The organism is Haloarcula sp. K1 (genome assembly GCF_001647155.1).
GTDB lineage: Archaea > Halobacteriota > Halobacteria > Halobacteriales > Haloarculaceae > Haloarcula > Haloarcula hispanica.
Map to the genome: position 1 here is coordinate 263742 of NZ_LRHL01000034.1, position 22629 is coordinate 286370.

22 protein-coding genes are annotated in these 22629 nt (G+C 65.9%); 8 read left to right on the top strand and 14 right to left on the bottom strand.

The features are described from left to right. Window positions 1-19: 19 nt before the first annotated feature. From AV929_RS11995 to AV929_RS12030, 7 genes are all read right to left on the bottom strand, one after another. Entirely contained in the window at window positions 20-1147 is a 1128-nt protein-coding gene (locus AV929_RS11995) for a CapA family protein (RefSeq protein WP_064288401.1), read from the bottom strand. A gap of 528 nt (window positions 1148-1675) precedes the next feature. Beyond that, window positions 1676-3499, bottom strand: coding sequence for an L-aspartate oxidase (locus AV929_RS12005; protein WP_064288352.1), 1824 nt, complete (start codon window positions 3497-3499; stop codon window positions 1676-1678). A 112-nt stretch (window positions 3500-3611) separates the two neighbouring features. Continuing rightward, on the bottom strand, window positions 3612-5087 hold the full coding sequence (gene nhaC, locus AV929_RS12010; RefSeq protein WP_064288353.1) for a Na+/H+ antiporter NhaC: 1476 nt from the start codon (window positions 5085-5087) through the stop codon (window positions 3612-3614). A 205-nt stretch (window positions 5088-5292) separates the two neighbouring features. Beyond that, the gene (locus AV929_RS12015; protein WP_064288354.1) at window positions 5293-6405 is read right to left on the bottom strand and encodes an ABC transporter ATP-binding protein; all 1113 of its coding nucleotides are present in this window, start codon (window positions 6403-6405) and stop codon (window positions 5293-5295) included. A 25-nt stretch (window positions 6406-6430) separates the two neighbouring features. Beyond that, window positions 6431-8287: an iron ABC transporter permease gene (locus AV929_RS12020; protein ID WP_064288355.1), complete on the bottom strand. Its 1857-nt coding sequence runs from the start codon at window positions 8285-8287 to the stop codon at window positions 6431-6433. An 11-nt stretch (window positions 8288-8298) separates the two neighbouring features. Next, window positions 8299-9423 carry a thiamine ABC transporter substrate binding subunit gene (locus AV929_RS12025; protein WP_064288356.1) on the bottom strand — a complete coding sequence of 375 codons (1125 nt, stop codon included), beginning with the start codon at window positions 9421-9423 and terminating at the stop codon, window positions 8299-8301. Window positions 9424-9487: 64 nt separating this feature from the next. Continuing rightward, on the bottom strand, window positions 9488-9877 hold the full coding sequence (locus tag AV929_RS12030) for a DUF5658 family protein (RefSeq protein ID WP_155120748.1): 390 nt from the start codon (window positions 9875-9877) through the stop codon (window positions 9488-9490). A gap of 94 nt (window positions 9878-9971) precedes the next feature. Between AV929_RS12030 and AV929_RS12035 the strand changes: the two genes are divergently transcribed. The 5 genes from AV929_RS12035 to AV929_RS12055 all read left to right on the top strand — a co-directional run bounded on the left by AV929_RS12035 (window position 9972) and on the right by AV929_RS12055 (window position 14676). After that, a complete protein-coding gene (locus AV929_RS12035; protein WP_064288357.1) occupies window positions 9972-10628 on the top strand; it encodes a sugar phosphate isomerase/epimerase in 657 nt (218 codons plus the stop codon). Between the two features lie 120 nt (window positions 10629-10748). Continuing rightward, a complete protein-coding gene (gene pdhA, locus AV929_RS12040) occupies window positions 10749-11861 on the top strand; it encodes a pyruvate dehydrogenase (acetyl-transferring) E1 component subunit alpha (protein WP_064288358.1) in 1113 nt (370 codons plus the stop codon). A gap of 60 nt (window positions 11862-11921) precedes the next feature. Continuing rightward, complete coding sequence (locus AV929_RS12045) at window positions 11922-12626, top strand: hypothetical protein (RefSeq protein WP_014039820.1); 705 nt, start codon at window positions 11922-11924, stop codon at window positions 12624-12626. A gap of 173 nt (window positions 12627-12799) precedes the next feature. Then, window positions 12800-14125: a divalent metal cation transporter gene (locus tag AV929_RS12050; protein ID WP_064288359.1), complete on the top strand. Its 1326-nt coding sequence runs from the start codon at window positions 12800-12802 to the stop codon at window positions 14123-14125. Next, the gene (locus tag AV929_RS12055) at window positions 14122-14676 is read left to right on the top strand and encodes a hypothetical protein (RefSeq protein WP_014039822.1); all 555 of its coding nucleotides are present in this window, start codon (window positions 14122-14124) and stop codon (window positions 14674-14676) included. Before AV929_RS12050 ends, AV929_RS12055 begins: the two co-directional genes overlap by 4 nt. A gap of 38 nt (window positions 14677-14714) precedes the next feature. Here AV929_RS12055 and AV929_RS12060 read toward each other — a convergent pair whose 3' ends face one another. The 3 genes from AV929_RS12060 to AV929_RS12065 all read right to left on the bottom strand — a co-directional run bounded on the left by AV929_RS12060 (window position 14715) and on the right by AV929_RS12065 (window position 17136). After that, window positions 14715-14963, bottom strand: a complete 249-nt coding sequence (locus tag AV929_RS12060) for a hypothetical protein (RefSeq protein WP_014039823.1) — start codon at window positions 14961-14963, stop codon at window positions 14715-14717. Between the two features lie 20 nt (window positions 14964-14983). Next, complete coding sequence (locus AV929_RS22365) at window positions 14984-15139, bottom strand: hypothetical protein (RefSeq protein ID WP_008310249.1); 156 nt, start codon at window positions 15137-15139, stop codon at window positions 14984-14986. An 80-nt stretch (window positions 15140-15219) separates the two neighbouring features. Further along, on the bottom strand, window positions 15220-17136 hold the full coding sequence (locus AV929_RS12065; protein ID WP_064288360.1) for a beta-CASP ribonuclease aCPSF1: 1917 nt from the start codon (window positions 17134-17136) through the stop codon (window positions 15220-15222). Between the two features lie 268 nt (window positions 17137-17404). Here AV929_RS12065 and AV929_RS12070 point away from each other — a divergent pair, with 268 nt between their 5' ends. Beyond that, window positions 17405-17887, top strand: coding sequence for a hypothetical protein (locus AV929_RS12070; RefSeq protein ID WP_064288361.1), 483 nt, complete (start codon window positions 17405-17407; stop codon window positions 17885-17887). A 41-nt stretch (window positions 17888-17928) separates the two neighbouring features. Here AV929_RS12070 and AV929_RS12075 read toward each other — a convergent pair whose 3' ends face one another. Next, a complete protein-coding gene (locus AV929_RS12075; RefSeq protein ID WP_064288362.1) occupies window positions 17929-18987 on the bottom strand; it encodes a hypothetical protein in 1059 nt (352 codons plus the stop codon). Window positions 18988-19097: 110 nt separating this feature from the next. On the opposite strand from AV929_RS12075, the gene AV929_RS12080 reads away from it, so the two are divergent. Next, window positions 19098-19580, top strand: coding sequence for a hypothetical protein (locus tag AV929_RS12080; protein ID WP_230458890.1), 483 nt, complete (start codon window positions 19098-19100; stop codon window positions 19578-19580). Between the two features lie 13 nt (window positions 19581-19593). On the opposite strand, the gene AV929_RS12085 is transcribed toward AV929_RS12080, so the two are convergent. The 3 genes from AV929_RS12085 to AV929_RS12095 all read right to left on the bottom strand — a co-directional run bounded on the left by AV929_RS12085 (window position 19594) and on the right by AV929_RS12095 (window position 21773). Continuing rightward, entirely contained in the window at window positions 19594-20859 is a 1266-nt protein-coding gene (locus AV929_RS12085; protein ID WP_064288364.1) for a Dyp-type peroxidase, read from the bottom strand. A gap of 78 nt (window positions 20860-20937) precedes the next feature. Continuing rightward, a complete protein-coding gene (locus AV929_RS12090) occupies window positions 20938-21441 on the bottom strand; it encodes a helix-turn-helix domain-containing protein (RefSeq protein WP_064288365.1) in 504 nt (167 codons plus the stop codon). Continuing rightward, entirely contained in the window at window positions 21438-21773 is a 336-nt protein-coding gene (locus AV929_RS12095; RefSeq protein WP_050006893.1) for a hypothetical protein, read from the bottom strand. Before AV929_RS12095 ends, AV929_RS12090 begins: the two co-directional genes overlap by 4 nt. A gap of 81 nt (window positions 21774-21854) precedes the next feature. Here AV929_RS12095 and AV929_RS12100 point away from each other — a divergent pair, with 81 nt between their 5' ends. Next, the gene (locus AV929_RS12100; RefSeq protein WP_064288366.1) at window positions 21855-22577 is read left to right on the top strand and encodes a hypothetical protein; all 723 of its coding nucleotides are present in this window, start codon (window positions 21855-21857) and stop codon (window positions 22575-22577) included. Window positions 22578-22629: the final 52 nt, after the last annotated feature.

Sequence of the window (22629 nt, forward strand, 5' to 3'; positions counted from 1 at the left end):
CGGAAACACCCAGCGGATGCTATGCCGGACATGACAGCGGAACCCGAAGCCCGAGGCCGTCACGCTCGATAGCCGTTCCGAAGGGCCGAGAGCGCTCCCGGAGTGTCTCACGAAGCCACTCAGCCACCGCTTCGTCGGCGCGTCCGACCTGTACGTACGCGTTCTCGACCGGCGTGAGTTCGAGCGCGGCCAGCCGGCCGTCCTCGATATGGAGTTCGAACAGGAAGCTCCGGTCGTTGCGGTAGCCGTCCTTGACCGCGTAGTCGTCGACGAAATTACCGGTGTCGTACATGATGGGGCGACCGCGGTACACCTCGACCCCCTGGATGACGTGGGCGCTGTGGCCGTGGACCACGTCGGCCCCGTTGTCCACCAGCCAACGGGCGAAGGCCTGCTGTGTCTCGCCCGGTTCGGTCACCCAGTTCGGCCCCCAGTGAGCGGTGACGACGAGCAGGTCGGGGTCGGCGTCGCGGGCCGCCGCCAGCGCGCCCCCGACGCGGCGGCGAGTCAGCGGGTGGTTCGGGTCCAGCGGTGCGTATGCCGTGCCGGGACTGTCGCCGTCGGCGGCGTAGCTGGGTGACTGGTCAGTGACGGCGACGACGGCGATCGAGAGGTCGCCGATCTCGACGAACGCCGGCTCGAATGCTGTCTCGCTATCGACGCCGGCCCCGGCTGAGGCGATGCCAGCGTCGGCGAGGTGGGCCGGCGTGTCCGTGAGTGCCGCCGGTCCGAAATCGAACAGGTGGTTGTTCGCCAGTCCGGCACAGGAGACGCCGGCGCGGTCCAGCGCGGCCACGGCCCATTTCGGGCTCGCTCGGAAGTGGAACGTACGGCCGGGCCGCGGTTCGCCGCGGTCCGAGAGACAGCATTCGAGGTTCGCCACCAGCACGTCGAGTGACTGGAGTTCGTCGAGCATCGACCCCCAGACGGCCGTCGGTCCGTCGGGGGCATCGCGCCAGCGTTCGTCGACGCTCCGGCCCAGCATCACGTCGCCGACGAACCCGAGGCGTAGTGACGCGTCCGTCGGGACAGACGGCGGACACGACACGTCCGCGTCGTCGTCGGCACCTAGACACCCCGAAACGGCGGTGAGGCTCCCGAGTGCGGGGCCGCCGCTGGCGAGGACGGTTCGGCGGGTCGGTGCCACAGTGAATAGAACATCGGCTGGGACCGCCTTGAATTTCAGTGACGTAAAAACCATCCAGGGTGTGTCGTATTGAGACACACTCCGGACGGTTACTTTTGGTTATCACCCCTCTATCCAGGTATGTCAAGAGACATCACACGGGACTACGACGGGGACGAAGAGTGTACGACCACGGAGTCGTTCGCCGACCACGGCCTCGACGACGGCAGCGTCCTCATCAGCCGGACGTACAACTGAATCGCGGCGGACGGCGAACCCACGTTCGAACCGCCCTCGGAGTTTTTCGACACGCTGGAGGCGGCGTTCATCTGGGCCTACGTCGGCACGATTGACGAACCTGGCGTCCCGCCTCATGTCGAAGCAGCTATCGAAGACGCTCGGGAGTTCACGCGCCGGGAGTTCGAAGACGACCCTGACGTGGACCTTCGAACGGACGTGATTCCGACGTTCTACCAGCAGGTCGCCGGCTTCCACTGCGCCTATCGAGATTAAAAGAGCAACCGCAGGCGGACTGTTGGGTGGACCGCTCTATTCGAGGTGGTGATAGTCGAGTTCGTAGCCGACGTCGACCGCCTCGCTGACGGCCTCGCTCGGCTCGGCCACGCCGCGGGTCGTCAGTTCGAGCCCGGTGTCGCCGCGGTCCACGAGGATGTTCCGCCGCCACTCGGGGTCCACGCTGGGCGCGTCGGTGCGGTAGTGCGCGCCGCGGGACTCGTCGCGCTTGCGTGCGCTCAGCAGCAGGGCCTCGGCAACCGTGAGGCTGAAGAACAGATCGACGGCGAGTTCGAACGACAGGCTGGTCCGGTCGCCGTCGATACCGATGTCCCCAGTCCGTTCGCGAAGGGCATCGAGCGCGGCGAGGCCGTCCGACAGTGATTCGCCGTTACGGAGAATACCGGCGTGCTCCCACAGCAGGTCGCCGAGGTCCGCGAGTAGCCCTCCGGGCGTCTCGTCTCCGTCCGACGCCGCCAGTTCCTGCAGCGACCGGAACTCGCGCTCGGCGATGGCACGCTGACCAGCCGGCAGGGCGTCGTCGCGGTCGTCGTCTGTCACCTGCGCCGCGACGTGGTCGCCGACGAGCGCGCCGATGGCGACCGTCTCCGCCAACGAGTTCCCGCCTAGGCGGTTCGCGCCGTGGACGCCTGCGACCGTCTCGCCGACAGCGTAGAGCCCACTGACGCCGGTTTCCCCGGTCTCGAAGTCGATGTCGACGCCGCCCATCGAGTAGTGGGCGGTCGGCGCGACTTCCATCGACTCCTCCGTGATGTCGACGCCGAGGTCCATGAACCGCTCGTACATGCGCGGGAGCCGAGATTTGATGTACTTGTCGTCGCGGTGGGAGATGTCCAGATAGACGCCGCCGTTCTCGGTCCCACGGCCCTCGCGGAGTTCCTGTGCGATGGCACGGGCCACCACGTCGCGCGCGTCGAGTTCCATCTGGTCCGGCGAGTACTCCTCCATGAACCGCTCGCCGTCGGCATTGAGCAGCCGACCGCCTTCCCCGCGGACCGCTTCGGTGACGAGGCGGCCGTCCCAGTCCTCGCCGTAGCGGTCGCCGACCATCCCCGTTGGGTGGAACTGGACGAACTCCATGTCCATCAGCGACGCGCCGGCTTCGAGCGCCAGCGCCGGGCCGTCGCCGTTGTTCTCCTCGTCGCGCGAGGAGTGGCGGTTATACAGCGCGGAGGAGCCACCCGCCGCCAGGACGACGTGATCCGACTCGAAGAGGATGAACTCGCCGCTCTCCATGTCGTAGCCGGCCGCCCCGTAGACGCGGTCGCCGTCCGAGAGCAGCCGCGTGATCATCACGTTGTCGCGGTAGGGAATTTCGAGCGACTGGGCCCTGTCGACGAGCGTATCGAGCATCGCCTCGCCCGTGCGGTCACCGACGAAGCAGGTCCGGCGGAACGACTGCGCGCCGAAGTAGCGCTGATTGATCTTGCCGTCTTCGGTCCGATCGAAGGGCATCCCCCAGTCATCGAGTTCCCGGATGCGGTCGGGCATATGCTTGGCCGTCAGCTCGACCGCTCTCGGGTCGTTGATGAAGTGGCCTTCGTCCAGCGTATCGGCGGCGTGAATCGTCCAGTCGTCCTCGGGGTCGAGCGATCCCAGCGAGGCGTTGATGCCGCCGGCCGCCCAGGTCGTGTGTGCGTCGCCGTGGTCCCGCTTGCCGATGACCAGCGGTTCGACACCGTTCTGGGCAAGTCCGATAGCGACCCGCGCTCCGGCAGCGCCAGCGCCGACGACCAGCACTGGTACCGACACCGTCTCGTAGTCGACCGCCGGGCCTACGTCGGTCGCCCGACCGTCGGCAGCCTGCTCGCCGTCAGCGGATGGCTTCTGTGGTGTCATCGTCTAACGTAGGGGCTGTGGACTTATCAGGGCTTCGCGCGTACGCGCACGCGAGAGCCGCCAGCGTTCAGTCACGATCACACATTCACGACTGCTGGCAGCGCAAGGCGAATCAGTCCTCGCCTGCTGACACCGGCCCGGCACTACCGGACTGTCCGGGCGTGCTTTCGGCGTCGGTTCGGTCCGCATAGACGATCTGCCAGCCGGTGACCCCCATGAACAGAAGCACGAGCGGTGAGAGAAAGCCGAAGAAGTAGTACGGTGCGTACTCCAGTGTCGGGACGCCGAGCGTTCCAGCCATGAACAGTCCGCCGCTGCTCCACGGGATGAGCGCACTCGTGGTCGTTCCCGACGCTTCGATAGCCCGGGAGAGATTCTGACTCTTGAGTCCCTGTTCGTTGTAGAGATTCCCGAGCGTCATCCCCGGCACAACGATACTCACGTACTGTTCCGCCGCGAGGATGTTCATCGAGACAGCGGAAACAGCAGTCACGCCTGTGAGGCTTGCGACGTTGTGGCAGAGTCGCCCGAGATGGTGGGAGAGCACCGCGAGCACGCCAGCACGTTCGAGCAATCCGCCCAGCGCGAGCGCGGCAATCGCAATCGTCACGATCCACGCCCCGCCGGTCAGCCCCCCGCTCTCTAAGAGTCCGTTCACGAGCTCCATGCCTGTCTCCGGGGCTGTCCCGGACTGTGCTGCCGACCAGGCAGCACCGAATCCGGTTCCCTGCACGAGCATCGAAGTCGCGACGCCCGCGAAGACGCCCGTACCGAGCGTGGGCAGTGCAGGGATGCCACGCAGCGCAAGTCCAAAGGTCACAACGACCGGTAAAAATACGAGCGGCGAGACGACGTACGTGCCCTCGATTGCCGCCTGGATGGACGCAACCCGGTCAGTAGGAATGGCCCCAGCGGCCCGCAGTCCGAGGCCGGCGTACAGGAGGACGGCAATCGTGAACGCGACGAGCGTGCCGGCCCGCATCGCGTTGATGTGTTCGTACAGGTCCGTGTCTGTCACTGCGGCGGCCAGGTTCGTCGTATCCGAGAGCGGGGACTGCTTGTCCCCCGTGTAGGCCCCGCTGAGGATGGCACCGGCGGTCATCGGCTCGGAAATACCCAGTCCCGAACCGATGCCGATGAGCGCCACCCCGAGTGTCCCGGCCGTCGTCCAGGACGAGCCGACGGCGAAGGAGATTATCGCAGAGAGGATGGCCGCTACTGGGAGAAACACTGTCGGCGTGAATAGCTCTAAACCGAAGTACATGAGGCTGGGAATCGTGCCCGCCTGAATCCACGACGCGATGAGCGCGTAGACGGTGAACATGATGAGAATTACCCGCATGCCCATGAGCAGGCTGCTGGCGATCCCGTCGTACAGGTCTTCCCACGTCAACCCGAGGTGATACCGTGCGAACAGGCCGGTGAAGGCGATCCCCCAGAACAGCGGGAACTGTGGGTCCAAGTCGAAGGCAATGAGGCCCACACTGAGGAACACAATCATTCCCGCAATCGGCACGAGAGCGGCACCCAGCGACGGCCGCTCAGCCGGATCGATATCGTCGAACAGCCGGGGTTCGAACTCGACCATTACCGCACCCCGTCGCGCCCAGCCGGCCGGACTCCGACATGGCTTTGGTTTGAAGCTGGGTGTTCCCGCCAGCCCTGTCGACACGCTCCGATACGCCTCTGCCGACCACCTGCGACGGCCCCGCGTGTCATATTTATATCGGCGATAACCACAGGTGGGTTAAAACAGGCTCCATTCCGGCGTGGGCGTGAGGATTGGTAGCTTACTACTGTCTGTCGACAGTGTGTGCGTCCGCCGGGTCGAAGCCGACTGTCACCGTGCCCGTCGGCGGGTCTTCGGCTCGTAACAGGATTTCTCGACCCTCCCAGTCGAGATGCACGCGCGTCGTCTCCCCGAGGAACTCCGCGCTCGTGACGGTCGCCGTCAGCGCGTTCCGGTCGGCATCGAGGGTAAGCCGCTCCGGTCGCACACAGAACGTGAGCCGGTCCCCGGCCGAGACAGCGGCCTCCGGGTCGCTGTCACCATCCAGGGCCACTGAGAGCGTCGTACTGTCGACCGTCACGTCCGCGATGGATCGTCCACTCTCGTCGCTGGAATCGTCAACCCTGTCGGTCGACCGAACTGCCGTCACCTCACCGCTGAGGACGTTGTTGTCGCCGACGAAGGTGGCGACGAACTCTGTCGCCGGCTCGCGGTAGATGGTCCGCGGCGGCGCGACCTGTTCCGGCGTCCCGTCTCGCATGACTGCCACGCGGTCGGACACGGCCAGGGCCTCTTCCTGGTCGTGGGTGACGTAAATCGTCGTAATTCCCAGTTCCTGCTGAATCTCGCGGACCTGCACGCGGAGGCGCTCCCGGAGTTTCGCGTCAAGCGCGCTCATCGGCTCGTCGAGCAAGAGTACGTCGGGGCCGGGGGCCAGTGCGCGGGCCATCGCCACCCGCTGCTGCTGGCCGCCCGAGAGCGTGTCGGGGTCCCGGTCCGCCATGCCGCCGAGGTCCACCAGCTCCAGCAGCTCACGAACCCGCGCTTCGTCGCTGCCGCCGCCGGGCGGGTCGGAGAACGAGAGGCCGTAGGCGACGTTCTCCCCGACGGTCATGTGCGGGAACAGCGCGTAGTTCTGGAAGACGACGCCCACGTCGCGGCCCTCCGGCGGGACGCCGGTGACGGACTCGCCGCCGAACCGGACTTCGCCCTGCGTCGGGTCCTCGAAGCCGGCGATGAGCCGGAGCGTCGTCGTCTTCCCGCAGCCGGAGGGGCCGACCAGCGTGAAGAACTCGCCTTCCTGAACGGAAAGCGACAGGTCCTCGACGGCGGTCGTCTCGCCGTAGCGTCTGGTGACGCCGTCGAGTTCGACGGCCGGCGGGGCGGTCCGGTTCACGGCAGCACTGTCCGACGGCGACTCCTTAGAACCCAACGTCGTCACCCCCCAGCCGGTCGATGAGCAGGAAGCTCGCGCTGGTGACCACGAGCAGGACGACGCCCATCGCTGTCGCGGGACCGAGCCGGCGGCCGATGAACCGCTCGATGGCGATGGGCATCGTGAACTGGTTCGTTCCCGAGGCGAGGACAATCGTCGCCGAGAACTCCCCGATAGAGATAGCGAACGCAAAGGCGGCCCCAGCGATGACCGCTGGCCACACGAGCGGCAGTTCGATGTCCAGCAGCGCTCTGGCACGCGGCGCGCCGAGCGCGCGGGCGGATTCGACCAGCGTGTGGTCGACTCCCTCGAGTCCGGGCGCGACCGTCCGGACGACGAACGGGTAGCCGGCGACGGCATGGGCGGCGACGATGGCGAGGCCGCCGCCGACGGCGAGACGAGTGTCGCCGACTTCGACGCCGAAGACGAGGCCTCGGAGCAGGCCGAGGCCGACGACGATGCCAGACACGGCCAGCGGGGCCATCGCCACGGCGTCGACGAGCTTCCGACCGCGGTAGTCCCGGGTCGTGAGGACGGCCACGACGACGCCCATCGGCAGGGCAACGGCGAGCGAGGCGACCCCGAACAGCAGTGAGTTCCGGACCGCATCCCACGGCTGGACCTGGAACGCTGCGCCGGTCGTCTGGCGGTCGATGAGGAACTGATAGTTCGCCAGCGTCAGCCCCTCCGGGCCGCTGAGGCTGGCGAGCACCATGCTCGCTATCGGCGCGACGAACACCGCCAGCGCGACGACGGCGTAGACGGCGAGCCCCAGCCGGGGGAGCAGTTCCCGGACCGAGAACGACGGCGGTGTCAGCGGCCGCCGCGGAAGCGGTCGAATCCCCCGCGACCGGACAGTATGCTTGGCCTCGTACCGGAGGTACGCGTACAGCAGCCCCAGCGAGATGCCGAGTTCAATCAGCGCGAGGGCGGCCGCCTCGGCGTACTCCAGGTCTCGGATGAGCCGGTAGACGAACACCTCGACGGTCGCCAGCTGGAACCCGCCCAGCGCGAGGACGATGGGGAAGGTGCTGAAGGTGAACACGAACGTCAGTGCCGCGCCCATCAGCACCGACGGGTACAGTTGCGGGGCGACCACGTCCCGGAACGCCCGGAAGGGGCTCGCGCCGAGACTCCGCGCCGTCTCGACCGCGCTGGCGTCGACGGACTCCCAGGCGGCGGTGGTCACCCGTGCCACGAGCGGGGCGTTGTAGAACGCGTGAGCGACGATGACCGCCTCCAGCGTGAACAGGAGATTCACCTGTCCCAGACCGAGCGCGCCGAGCACGGCGTTGAGCGTCCCGTTCCGGCCGAACGTGGCGACGAAGCCCACCCCGACCATTATCGACGGGAGGACGAAGGGGAGAATCGTTAGCGACCGGAGCGTTCGCCGACCGGGGAACTCATAACGAGCGAGCAGATACGCTGCCGGCAGGCCGAGGGCGACGCTGGCAACGGTTGAGAGGGCCGCCTGATATGCCGTGAAGCCGATGACGCCCAGCCGCCGGTCCGGCGACAGGACGCTCTCGATGACGGCTCCCACTTGTTCGCCAGCGAGCAACCGCGCGGGCTCCCCGAAATAGAACGGGTCCTGCAGTATCGAGACGAACACCCGTCCCGTCAAGCGGCCGTCGACGAGGACGCTGTCGATAAAGACTGTCGCCACCGGGTAGTAGAAGATGCCGAGCAACAGCGCGATAGTGGCGACCGCGAGCCCGACGATTGCCCGACGCTCGATAGTGTTTCGGACGGTCCGGCCTCGCTCGTGGGATGGACTGCTCGCCGTCTCTGTCGTCTTTTCGCTGTCGGAACCATTTGCGCCGCCGTCGATATCTCGGGCCACAGTCCTCGTCGTTAGTTCGAGGCGAACTGTCGTTCCCAGTCGGAGATCCAGCCCGAGACGGAGCCCTTGAGTTCGTCGTAGCCGAACGTGACCGGCTCCGGGGGCTCCTGAGCCAGTTCGGCGTAGTCCTCGGGGAGGTCGGCGGATTCGGTCGCCGGGAACTGGACGTTCCGGACGGCGGTTTCGCCCTGAATCTCCGGGCGCAGCAGGAAGCCCATGAACTCCCGGGCGAGGTCGGGCGTGTCCGCTCCATCGAAGACCGCCATCCCTTCCGGGTTGGCGTAGCCCTGGTCGTTCAGGAAGCGGATCTGGTGTTCTTCCAGATTGGCGTCGTTCTGGTCCGCGAACACCTGGTCGGTGGAGTAGGAGACGACCATCGGCGCTTCGCCGCCCGACCACGCACTGTAGGCATCGCTCCATGAGCCAAGCACCCGAACGTCGTTCTCTTGCAGGTCGCTCCAGTAGTCCAGATAGCCGTCCGGGCCGAACTGCTTGACCGTGTGCAGCAGGAACGCCCGGCCGGTAGCCGAACTGGACGGATTCTGCGTGATGAGGTCGCCGGCGTGTTCCTCCGCAAGCAGGCCGTCGAAGGTCTCCGGTGCTGTGGTCTCCGTGCCGTCGAACACCAGGCTGATGTAGCCGGTGTCGTAGGGGATTGCCCGGCCGTCGGGGTCGAACTGCAGCCCCGGTTTGATGTCGTCCTGGCCGGCCACGTCGCCGACCCCGGCGAACAGCCCGTCGTCGAGGTTCTCGTCGATCCGGACGAGGTGGTCCGTGTTCAGCCCGAGGTACATGTCGGCCTCGATGTCGACGCCGGCGTTCCGGCGCTCGATGTAGTGGTTGACCTCGTTGCTCGGCGTCTGCCAGATCAGGCGGGCGTCGAACTCCTCCTCGAAGCGCTGTTTCACCCACGCGCCCGGACTCGTCGACGGCGAGTCGACGAAGGCGCTGTAGGTCCCGACGACGAGCGTTTCCTCTACATCGCCGGCGTCGCCGGTACTCGTCCCGGTCGCGGTTGACTCATCCGTACTCGACGCCTCGGTGCTCGACTCGTCGCTACCGCCCAGCCCGGCACAGCCGGCAAACGAGACGGACACCGTCGCGCCGGCCGCTGTCAGGAAGGAACGTCTATCCATTACTCCGTGGTCACACCCAGTGGTACTTAACCCCGGTGTTCCAGAATCCTAACGTCTCAGCGTCTCAAAGCACCGCAGCAGTCGTTATTACCCCACGGTACTGCAGGATGGTGACTGAGTTGTAGGCGACGACCGCGAGCGTCACCACGGCGAACAGGGCGAGAAACACCGTCGCGTTGCGCTCGGAGAGCAGTCGCCACCCGGCGACCAGCCACAGCATCGCCCCGAACTTCACCAGCCAGAAGCCCGCCAGTCCGAACTCCGCGAGCATCCTGCTGACGACGACGTTCCCCTCTTGCAGTCCGACCGTGAGCCCAGTCATCGTCAGGAGGATGTCCCCGACTGTTGCGACGAGGATGACGGTCCAGAGTACTGCATGTGTGTGCGACAGGTGGTGTTCCCACCAGAGCGTCACCCCACTCTCGTCTGTCTCTGCGCTCTCTTTGCCGGGCATCACCGACATATTGGACGGAAACAGCATGAATACTCGGGCCAGCCGTGTCGACGAAGGGACTGTTTTATTTTTGCCGTCGTGGAATCTCCCTCCAATGAATCTCGTCGGCAAGTGCCCGCCGACCACAGCCAAGCTCGACGCCGCGGCCGACCGAGGCTTCGACAGCGTGGAACTCCACCTCCGGCCGTCGGACCTCGACGACGTCGGGGCTACAGCGGCGATGGTCAAACAGTCACCCGTCTCGGCGGCGTCGGTCCACACGCTTCACGCCCGCCCGGACGATCCGGAACCGTTCCGCCGGAGCGATGCGCTTGCCGAGCGACTCGACGCTTATCTCGTTGTCCACAGCCAGTACGCCCAGCACACGCACACCGCCCTGCTGGACAGCTACGACTTTGCCGCCCCCTGCGGCTACGAGAACAACCCTGGCGCGAGCCAGTTCTCGCTGGCGAATCTACTGCTCGACCGCAGCCACGATCTGGTGCTCGATACGGCCCACCTGTTCATGTCCGAGCCAGCGTATCTGGAGTCACTCTCGGACCTCTTGAAAAGCTACGGCGACCAGATTCAGGTCGTCCACTTCACCGACGGAACGCTGTTGAACGACGGCCTCCCCTTCGGCGACGGGGAGATACCCCTCGAACGAACAGCCGAAATTTTGGCTTCGGAGTTCGACGGCGACGTCGTGCTTGAAGTCATGCCCGACGACCAAGCCGACGCCCGCCAGCGCGTGCTGGAGTGGCTCAACTAAGCGGCGATGGCGGCCGTGGTCTGGGAAAAGGTCATTGAGACTGACGAATCCTTGTTCCGTCAGTGAATCTGGGCTCAGACACACCTTTTTGCCAGTCCGCACCGAGTGTGGTGATACGACATGGCAACCGACGTGCTCGATAGGGCGTACGACGACCAGGCGCAGGCGCTGGACGCCGATGGCGAGATCGTCGACCCGGACCTCATCCCAGACCTCTCTGACGAGAAACTGGTTTCGATGTACCGCGATATGCGCTTTGCGCGGCAGTTCGACGAGCGGATGATAAGTCTCCAGCGGCAGGGTCGGCTCGGCACCTACTCCTCGCTGGCGGGTCAGGAAGGGTCTCAGGTCGGGTCGACGTATGCGCTGGCCGACGAGGACACAATCTTCTATCAGTACCGGGAACACGGTGCGCTCGTCGCCCGCGGGCTCCCCTGGGAGTACGTCCTCTACTGGATGGGCCACGAAGCGGGCAACGCCGCTCTCGGCGACGTGAACGTGTTCCCGCTGAACATCTCCATCGGTGCACACCTGCCCCACGCCGTCGGGTGGTCGTGGGCGGCAAAGCGAAAGGGCGACGAGCGCGCCGGTATCGTCCACTTCGGCGACGGGGCCACCAGCGAAGGGGACTTCCACGAGGCGATGAACTTCGCCGGCGTGTTCGAGACACCAACGGTGTTCTTCTGTAACAACAACCAGTGGGCTATCTCCGTCCCGCGGGAGCGCCAGACCGCCAGCGAGACGCTCGCGCAGAAAGCCGACGCCTACGGCTTCGACGGCGTGCAGGTCGACGGGATGGACCCGCTGGCGACCTACACCGTCACCGAGGCCGCACGGGAGCGGGCCGTGGGAGCCGACGGACAGGAGCGGGGACCCGTTTTCATCGAAGCCGTCCAGTACCGCTTCGGCGCACATACGACCGCCGACGACCCGGACGTGTACCGGGACGACGCGGAGGTCGAGCAGTGGCGCGAACGCGACCCGCTGGACCGCATGGAGCAGTTCCTCAGGAACTGCAATCTGCTGGACGACGAGAAGATCGACGTGATGGACGACACCATCGACGAGCAACTCGGCGAGATTATCGACAACGCGGAGGCTCACGCCGCTGAACCGACGGATCTCTTTACCGACGTGTACGCCGAGTCCACGCAGAACATCGACGAGCAGCAGGAGTACTTCGAGGCGCTCCGCGAACGCCACGGCGACGACGCCTTGCTGGAGTCAGAGTAGCCGACCGAGCCTGTTATTGCCGTCCCGTCGCTTCCGTCTACTGTGACAGAGTGGCCACCGGTGGACCCTGCCGACGCAACGGCCGTTGCACAGCAGCGTGACGAACTGGTCGCGGCGGTCCGGGACCACGCCGGACAGGTCGCCTACCAGCTCGCCCGGCTGGAAGGCGGCGACTACGGGCAGGCGGACATCGAGACCGACCGCGGCGAGTGGACCGTCAAGTACGAGGGCGGCGATCTGGAGTATCTGCGGTTCTCGCCGTCGCGCGGCTCGGACACGTACGTCATCTCGACCAAACAGCCACCCGAGCCGGAGCCGCTGGCCGCCGCACTCGCCGACTACGACGCCTTCGTCGAGGGGTTCAACGACTACGTCGCGTCGCTCGACGGCGTGCTCGACGACGTATCGACCGAGTTCCCGGAAATTGCCACCACCGACGGCGTCGTGGCCGAGCGCGACCGTGTCCTCGGCCGCATCCGCGAGATTTGCGACCAGATTGCCCGGGAACTCCAGCGCTACGAGGGCGGCGACTACGGGACCTTCACCGACCGAATCGGCGGCACGCGCTGGGAACTCAAATGGGACACCGACGGCGCGTCGTACCTCCGGGTCGGCGGGAGCAACGGGCTCTATCTCCTCTCGCAGTACGAACCGCCGTCGGCCGCCGACATCCGGGAGTACGCCCCCCAGTTCGCGGATTTCGTCGACGCCTACAACGACCACGTCGACGAACTGGAATCGGACCTCGGAACCGTTGAACTCTGAGTCGGAGCGGTCTGTCCTGCTCTCGGTAGCGTTCCGCTCGGTGAGCGTGTGGTGTGTCAATTCGGCCAGCGCTGTCATTTTCGCATAATCGCTTTACTGAAGTCGAATTACCGTAGAATACCACCGAACAATATGTCGGCAGGGTTTTCAGGGGGCCTCACCCAAGCCGGGGTATGAGTTCGACCGAAACCGTCGACAGTTCGGCTGTTAGCAAGGGAACACTCGGTGAATACGCCGAAGCGATGGGGCCGTCCTGGATCGCGGGTGCAATCGCCGCCGGCCCGGCGACGATTGCCAGCCTCGTCACCGCTGGCGGTGCGTTCGGCTACAGCCTCCTGTGGGTCGTCGTCCTCTCCGCGGGGGCGGGGGCGCTGGCCCAGTACCTCGCGATGCGGCTGGGACTGCTGACCGAACGGGGCATCGTCGCCGTCGTCGAGGAGCACCTCGGCGACGCGTGGGCGTGGCTGCTGGTCGGCGACGCGGTGCTTGCGGTCGGCGTGGCACAGCTCGTAATCATGAAGACTGTCGCCACGGTCTCGGCGACGGTGACCGGTATCGACGCGCGAATCTGGGGCGTCGCCTGGGCGCTCATCCTCGCGGCGGGCCTGGCCGGCGGCGGCTACCGGTTCCTCGAACTCGCCGCGAAAGTCCTCGTCCTGCTCGTGGTCGTCGCGTTCGTCGCCAGTCTGTTCGTCGTCCCCATCGACGCCGGCGCGGCGGTGACCGGACTGATTCCGTCCGTCCCGTCCGGGAGCGCGCTGGTCGCGGCCGGCATCCTCGGCGGCGCGGTCCACATCACGCTCATCACGATGCACTCCTACACGATGCGGGCCCGAGGCTGGACCCGCGAGGACTACGACCTCGCGACGGTCGACGTGGGGGCGTCTATGCTGGTGGCGTTTGGCATCTACAGCCTCGCCATCTTCCTGGTGACGGCGAGCGTGCTCACTTCCGGCGACCTCACGACGGTCGGCGCTGCGGAGGCCCTCGGTCCATTGGTCGGCGACAGCGCTCGCTGGCTGTTCCTGCTCGGCCTCTGGGGCGCTGCCGTGTCGACGCTTGGCGGCAACACCATCGTCCCGCCGTTCCTGCTCGCCGACAAGCTCGGCTGGGGCACCACTATCGAGGACAGCCGCTACCGCGGGCTACTCGTCGCCGTCGCGCTGCTCTCTGCCCCGGGCGCGTTCATCGGCGGGAACGTGCTCGGCCAGCTCGTCCTCGTGCTTGCCCTCGGCACCGTCGGCACTCCGTTCGTCATCGCCCTTGTCCTCTATCTCCTGAACTCCGACGCGGTTCCGGAGTCGAACTCGCTGGCGGCGAACGCCGGCGGGCTGGCGCTCATCGCAGTTTCGGGCGGGCTCGCCGGGAACTTCGTCGTCGAACAGCTCGGCGGCGGCGTCGGCCCGCTCTCCGGGTTCGTGCTGGCGTTTGCCATCGTCCTCGGCCTCGCCATGGCCGGCCTCGGCGGGAAGTTCCTCCGGGAGGAACTCCTCGCGTGACCGGCGTTGGATTCCCACTCTCTGGGTCGACGCTCGTCACCGGTCCCTCCAACGCCGGCAAGACGCGGACGACCGCTGCCGCCATAGAGGCATGGCTCGACCGCGAGGGCACCGAGGGCGTTGTCGTCCTCGATTTCGCGCCCGAAATCGAACTGGACGGGACTGTATTAGGCGGCCGTCTTGATCGATTTATCAGCGTCCCGGAGTCGGTCTGGGTCGGCCGGATCGACGCCAGTGCGCCCCGCGCCGAGAGCGAGACGGCCGAGCAGGCGGTCGCACTCGCCCGGGAAAACGCCCGCCGTGCCGAGCGACAGATTGACGCGCTCCCGGAGAATCCCCGCGCGGTGTTCGTCAACGACGCGACGATTCCGTTCCAGCACGACGCCGCTGCGGTCAGCCGGCTCACCGAATACTGTAAAAAGGCGGACGTAGCCGTCCTCAACGCCTTCGACAGCGACGAACTGGGCGTCGATAATCCGGTGTTCCGGGCCGAGCGGGACGCGCTCGATAGGCTCCGGCGCTGGGCCGACCGGATCGTCGATCTGTCGTAGCGTCCCGTCGAACGGTGACCGGACGCGTCAGCGGCTGGCTACGACCCGCCGCGTTTCCGGAACCAGACGCGCTCGCCGACCGGATCTTCGTCGTCGCCGATGTCCAGCCGACTGACGAACAGGTCGCGAATGGCCATGGTGACGACGAGTTCAGTCGGCTCGCCGGACTCGTTCTCAACAGTGACGACACAGTGGCCGTCTCGCTCCGCTATCTCGGTGATTGTACCGACGGTCCATCTGTCGCGGTGGTGTGACGGTTCCTGCGCGTGAATGCGGTCGTGATTCATCGGGACTGCTGTGAGTTATCTCACCGGTTCCACTCGTAGAACCACCACGCGCCGCCGAGCACCATCAGGCCGATACCCAGCGTGGAGGTGGCCGGCTCAGGGATGATGAACAGTACGAGCCCGATGAGTACCATCCCGACCGGTTCGAGTTCGTCGAGATACTGGATGATGTCCATACGCGGTAGTTCACCCGCCTGCCGTATAGAGGTTCGTCCGGCTATCGGGGAGTGAGAACGAACCGGGAACGGCGACTGGATCAGCGGAAGCGGAACGTTTCGAGGTTCTCCGGCGCGAAGGTCCGGATGTTCTGGTCGTGGTACAGCGACGAGGAGAGGTCCTGTGTCGCGGATTCGTCGCCGTGGACACAGAGGATCTTCTCGGGTCGGGGGTTCATCGTCTTCACGAAGTTTTCGAGTCCCTGTCGGTCGGCGTGGCCGGAGAAGCCGTCGACCGTCTCGACGGTCATCTCCAGCGGGACCGTCTCGCTGCGCCCGTTGCCGCCGACGGGCGCCTCGTCTACGCCGCGCTGGATACGATTACCAAGCGTTCCCTGCGCCTGATAGTCGACGAAGGTAAGCGTCGAATCCGGGTCGGGGCCGAGCTGTTCGAGCCAGGACATGACCGGCCCGCCGGTAAGCATCCCCGAAGTAGAGAGGATGATAGCGGAATCGCCATCGGCGATCTCCTGTCGTTCCTCGTCCCCGCCGTCGATGTGGTTGAACTGATCGGCCAGGAACGGGTTCTGGTCTTCGTCGAAGATACGGTCCTGCAGACCGTCGCGGAGATACTCGGGGTAGGTCGTGTGAACGGCCGTCGCCTCCCAGATCATCCCGTCGAGGTGGACCGGCATCTCGGGGATGTCGCCGTTCCGCATCGCCTCTTCGAGGACGAGCATGAGTTCCTGTGACCGCCCGACGGCGAAGGTCGGAATGAGCACTTTCCCGTCGCGGTCGTAGGCGTTCTGGATGATCTGTTTGAGCTTTCGCTCTGAGTCTTCCTGATCGGTCTGGTAGTCGTTGCGGCCGCCGTAGGTCGACTCCAGCACGAGCGTTTCCACCCGCGGGAAGTCGTTGACCGCGCCGTCGAACAGGCGCGTGTCGTCGTAGTGGATGTCGCCGGAGAAGGCGACGTTGTACAGGCCGTCGCCGACGTGGAAGTGACACACCGACGAGCCCAGAATGTGGCCGGCGTTGTGCAGCGTCAGTTTGATGTCGGGCGCGATGTCGGTCACGTCGCCGTACTCCAGCGGGATGGTGTGTTTGATGGCTTCGCGGACCATCTCGGAGTCGTACGGCGGGGTCCGACCGTCGTCCGCGGCAGTGTCCAGATAATCCAGCGTCAGCAGGCCCATCAGGTCCCGCGTCGGCTCGGTGCAGTAGATGGGGCCGTCGTAGCCGTATTCGAACAGTAGCGGGACCAGCGCGGAGTGGTCCAGATGTGCGTGGGTCAGGACGACGGCGTCGATACCGTTGGTCCCGGCCCCGAACGCCTCCGGGATGTCCAGATACGGTTGCTCCCCGTTCGACCCGGGCTTGTTACCACAGTCGATGAGGATGCGCGTGTCCGGCGTCGAGAGGATGAACGCGGCGCGGCCGACCTCTCGGCAGCAGCCCAGTGTCGTGATACGGACGTACTCGTCGTCGGACATCGGCTCGCGGTGGATCTGCCGGCCGACGCGTTCGAGGATGTCCCGGCGGTCCTCGCGCTCCTGTTTGAGGAAGTTCCGGACGTTCTCGACCGTCGAGGACTCGATGGGGGGCGTTCGAACGACTTCGGGCGTCCAGCCGACCTCTTGCGTGATGTCACGCAGGGTCGAGCCGCGCCGGCCAATGACGACGCCGGGCTTCTGGGCCTGGACGACGACTTCGCCGGTGTCGGTGTGGAAATTCAGGTCCATGACGCCGGCCTCCTCGGGGATGAGTTCCCGAATCGCCTCCTCAGCCTCGGCTGGCGGGGCCAGTACGTCCGGGTCCGGGCGGACCGTGATTCGCTTGCGGAGTTTCGACGCGAGCCGGCGAACGAGGTCGCTGTTCGCGGCGAACTCCTTCGGGTCCCGCGTGTATATGACGAGTTCCGGTCCCTCGTACGTGACATCCGAGACGGAGATACGGCGCGGGACTTCCTCGTCGATCGTTGCCTTCACGTCTTCGAGTTGCTTGTCTACAGTGCTCATAGCTCAAAACGGGGTGTCATCCCGGTAGCGGGGCCGTCCACGGCTGGCGCGGGCCGACCTGGTGCCGCGGGATGTACGCTCTCTAATAAAGTCATCAGTTATCGGTGAGTTGCCTCCGGACGTGGAGAGATGTCCGGAAAACCGTCCTCTATTTCTCAGTATTCCCCTCGTGTTATAAAAGCCTTCGCAATACGGAGGGTAGGGGGCCGGACCGTGGTCGACGCGCTGTTGCCCAAAGGAGTAAACGCACACCGTGTGAGACGCCGCCATGCGACTGACACCGGACACAGTCCGCGACGAGTACGAATGGGTACAGGACCGTCGTAGCGACGTCGTCCCGCTGGTGAACGAAACGCGAGCCCATCTCGGGTCCCAGTTCGACGTCGACGTCGAGCCGCTCACAGACGACGCCTACACGGCCGCCATCGACGAGGTGTTCGCCGACGGCGACCGTGCGGTCAACGTCGCCGCGCTGGTTCATCTGCTTCGAGAACTGGACGTCGAGAGCGATTACCCGGGCTTCGTCGTCGACGAACTGCTGGGCCGTGAGCTGGCAGCGATGATTGCCGGCGAGCAACCGCTCCGGCTGCTCGCGGAGGCCACCTTCCACGTCGCGGACGTGCGAACCCACGGGGACGACACAGCGGCCGCGGGTGCTGACGACCTCGACGCCGCACTCGCGGCCGGGGTTCAGACGCGGGTCCCGGGCTGGCCGTGGCAACAGACGGAGAGTCCGTTCGCCGTGGAGTGAGCCATGGTCCGCTCTCGCAACCGAACGACTGGTCGAGGCGGTCAGCCTCCCGAAAACGAGAACGAGGGTGTCGTCAGGAACGCCGTCTCGTACCCCTCGTGGCGGGACACCTGTGGCGGGGCGACGACGTCGACACCGACAGACGGCTCCTGGGTCGCCGTCTCGACGACTGCGCCGTAATGATACCCGAGTTCGGGGTGGACCCCAGCGGTCAGCGCGTCGTCGAACACCGTTTCGCCGTCGGCCTCAACACTCCCGTCGAGGGACATCATCGGGAGGGGAACGCGGTTGTACGGCGTCCGAGCCGAGACGGCGAGATACGACTCGCCATCGGAGAGGAACGCGGCGTCCTGTACCCACGTCACGGCGTACACGCCGTCGCTCCCTTTGTCCGTCCCGAGGACCGTTCCGGGCAGGGCCGACACTTCTGGGACCTGCGATGTCGGTACCATGTCCATGTTCATCAGGTCGACCGCCCCGCGCTCGCCCTGCGAGTCCGGGAACTCCTCGAAGGAGAGCTGGTCGCGGGTGGACTGTGCGAAGTCGAACTCGACCGTTGCCTCGCCGGCCTCGCCGAACCGACCGTCGAAGCCCCCCAGTCGGCGTTCCCCCATCCCGTTGACGCGGACGGAAAGCTGGTAGACACCGTCGCCGTCGAGCGCGTAGTTGTCGCCGTAGTGAAAGCCCATGTTCTGGGAGATCATCGGCCACGGGGACTTGTCGGCGACCGTCTCGCCGTCGCGTTCGATGGTGATCGAGAGGCCGGCAGACACCGGCAGGACCATCTCCGTCTCGGGGTCCCAGATGGTCGCCATCAGGTGGACGCTGTCCTCGCTCCGGATGTCGACCTTCTCGGCCGTCGTCCCGGTGACCGTCCAGAAGCGGTGGGGAAAGGAGTAGCTCAGCCCGACCATGTACTCGCCTGCCTGTGCCATCCCAGCCATCCCCATTCCCTCAGCGTGGGTGGGGCGATACGTGGCGTCGGGGCGGTTCTCGACCAGCGGGGGAGCGCGTGTCGACTGGGAACTCAGCGAACCACACCCCGCCAGGACCGTCGTGCCGGCGAGGCCGGCACTGGCGAGGAACTCTCGGCGATTCATGGACCGCCTTTGGGTCCTCGTCTGAAAGACCGTTCTGGTACGATAGCCGAATGTCGTGGCGAGACCGAAACGGCACAAGACATTTGCTATCGGTCGGTGCAATCCCGGCCGTGTCCTCCAGAATCGCCCGCACTGTGGTCCTCAGCTTCGTCGTCTTGGCCGCGGGATGTTTCGGTGGACCGTCGCCGGAGTCAGCGCCCCCGTCGGAGGCAGCGACAACCGTTGCATCCCCGACAGGGACTGTCGAGTTCCATGACGGTCCAAAGGACCCGCCCGACCAGCCCGCGACGCTGAACGAGTCCTCCGCCCGTGAGTTCGTCTACGAGAACCAGTACCGGAGCGTCTACAACGGTCTGTGGCAGGGCGAACACACCGAGATGACCCTCGACTGCCGCATCGACAACGTCACCGAGCGGTCGTGGGGGTACGACGTCGTCATCACCTGTACAGGGTCGTCGACGACCGACCCGCCGGCCGGCTCGACAGCGACGGACGGCCCGATATCCGACTACTTCACCCAGTCGTATCGGTACAGCGTCGGCGCCGACGCCCTGGCTCGTGAGACAGTCGAGAACCGTGACGCGGTCTCCTGACGACATCGACCCGTCAGGCTGGGTCGGCCGGTGGGAGCGCCCGCAACGAGCGCGGGGGGAGCAGGTAGTTCCCGCGTCGCGTGACTGTCATGTACTGGAGGATCCCGTTGTTCACTCTCTGCCCGACAGCGGAGTCGGTAGCGACGTCCGTTCCGTTCATCGCCTGTTTCGTCGCGACGAAGTCGGCGATAGAGCGCTGCAGCGAGAGGAAGTGCAGCCCCGCTTCGCCGCCGTCGGTCGAACTGAAGTCCCGGCGGAGGATGGTCGGTGTTCCGTCGTCCCTGACGCGGGACATCTTCTGTGCGTGACCGACGACGCCCTCCCGTCGGCCGCTGTCGACCACGTCCTCGGGACACTCGCCGGCACCGTTGTCGGTGCCGAGGTTCTCGCCGACGCCTTCGACCCTGTCCTCGTCAGCGTGGGCCGGACAGAACATCTTCGAGACGCGCTGGTCCCGAGAGTCCTGTTCGTACCACTGCTGGAGCTGCAGCCGGATTTTCGAGAGGTGCTGGGTCGCGCCGCCGGCAAACGGTCCCGAATCGACCGTCACGCGGTCCTCGGAGGCCTGGTTTTCCTTGAACCCGGATTTGAACCCCATGAACAGCGGGGCCTCTTCGGGGACCGGGTCGGAGTCCGGAACCCCGTCGACGTCCTGGTTCTCGGCGGGGAGGCCGGCCCCGACGAACCCCGTCCGTCGCTCTGCCTCGCGCAGGACGCCCTCGAAGGTAGCGCTCATCTCGTGGTCGTTCGCAGTGTCCCGATTCCCCTTCAGTGCTTCTTCGGCCTCGATGACGGCTCGCTCGTCGTCACTGGCGAGGTGCAGGAGCGCGTCGGGCGTGTCGAGTTCCGGGTCTTCGAAGGGGGCAAGCGCCATCGGCTCTGGCAGGTCGACGCCGGCTACGTCGGCTTCAAAGCGGTCGAAGTAGGCCGGGCTGTACCCGAGCGTGAACAGTAGCCCCTCGTTGCTCCACTCGTAGGCCTGTTCGAGGTCGCGGAGCGCCGTATCGACCTGCTCGCGGTCGGCATCCGTCGGCGCTCCGTCGCCGGTGTAATCCAGCAGCAGGAGGACGTGGTGGCGCGACAGTCGGTGGTTCCCGGCGTCGTCGGTCGCCAGCGACGCGTCCCAGGCGTGCTGACGCGCCGGGAGAGACGAGGGGTCGTCGGTTCCCTTGGGTACCGTCCCCGACCCGCGGTCGAGACAGGCGGCCAGCGCCGCGGTGCCGCCGATGGCGACGGCGCTCTTGGCGAACTCGCGTCGGGAAATTCCTCGTTCAGTCATCACCCACCCTATGGACTGCCCGTGCAATTGGGTTGTGGTACGGGACTCGAAATCAGCCACTGTCCGCGGATAGTCGAACTAGCTGCTCTCGAAGAGTCGGTCGAGTAACCGGGTGAAGCGGTCCGACAGGCGGTCGGGGGCCGTGGGGTCCACCGTCGCGAGCAGCTCGACCGTCTGGTCACGCCGACAGAGCGCCAGCGTCACCCGTCCACCGTCCCGACGCTTTTCGACGATATCGTGTTCGACCAGGCCGCTGAGGTGGTGTTCGAGCGTGCTCCGAGCGATGTCGAGGTGGTCGGCCACTTTGCCGGGGCGAGCGGCTTCGCGCTCTACGAGCGTGACAAGAACGTCTCTCGCCGTTTCGCGACGGAGGAAGGCGATGGCGTGGCGCTCCCAGGGGTCGAACGACGCCGTGTAGTAGTGCGTGCGCCCGTTGATCGACTCGCTGGTGATGCGGTCGAGTCGGCCCAGATGGTACTGTACCTGTCCCGTTGCGAGGTCCAGCGCCCGGGTTAGCTCCCGGAAGTGAACTCCCGGATTGGACTCGATGTGCCGGTAAATCCGCGCTCTGGTGTCGCTCATAGCCCCTCCTCGTCGAGGCGTTTCTCGACTGTCCGGGCGTAGTACACTGCACCGAGGACGAGGACGACAAAGAGGGTATCGAGCGCGTGTTCGAGGAAATGGTGGGTCGGTCCTGAGACCAGTTCGAATCCGGACAGCAGCGCGATGAGTGGGCGGGCAAACAGCGCGGCGAGTGCGAGCACAATCAACAGATACGCACGCGTCCCGCGCTGGCGGTACGCGACCAGGGCAAGCCCACACAGGACCGCCCCGGCCACAGCGGAGAGGACGACGACGGCGGCGATGTCCCAGCTCCCGGCACCGAGATGGCCCCCAATACTGAGCGGTTTCATCAGGCGTTTACTTCGGAACCACGGTGCCTCAGTCGTTCGGTTTTGCGCGACTTTTTTATCGGACCGCTGAGACGTGGCGGTATGGACTGCATCGGCTTCATCTGCGAGCCTGAACACCCGGTGTTCGGTGCCGTCGCAGAGCGGCTCTCCGCCCGGGGGTTCGACGTCCAGTTTCTCCGCCCCGGAAACCCGGTGGCCAGAGCCGATATCGACGACCTGGCCGCACTCGTCAACACGACGCTCCGGCCCGAGTCGTTCAGCGCCCTTCGCTACGCCGACAGGGTCGGCGTCGAGACGTGGAACGGGTTCCTGCCGACGACGGCGCTGGCCTGCCGACTCGTCGCCCTCCACGGGCTGGAGCAGGTCGGCTGTCAGGTCCCGACCGTCTGGTTCGAAAAGCCGGATCACGACTACATCGCCCGGACTCGCTACGCCTGGGACGGGATGCCGGCGAACAGTGACGAGGGCGATTTCTACCAGGCCCGGGTTCGGGAGGAGCCGGTGGAGTACAAGTACTTCGCCGTCAACGACGGCCGCGAAACCCATCTGCGGGCGATTCAGGTCCGGTCGGAAGTGTCCGGGCTGGACCACGTCATCAGCGAGGAGACTGTCGAGGTGACGCTCGCGGCCCGCGTCCGGGAGTTGCTGGACCGCTTTGGCGCGCGGGCACTCTGTGTCGAGTTCGTCGAGAGCAAGGAAGGGTTCTACGCGCAGGCTGTCGACCCCGCGCCGGGATTCACCGGGACGGGAATGGAACGCCGTGTCGCTGACTCTATCGCCTCGCTGACGACAATCGGTGCCTGAGTGTCGGCGCGGGGTGCGTTTGACAGCGCTGGCTCTGTTACCAAGGCACAAG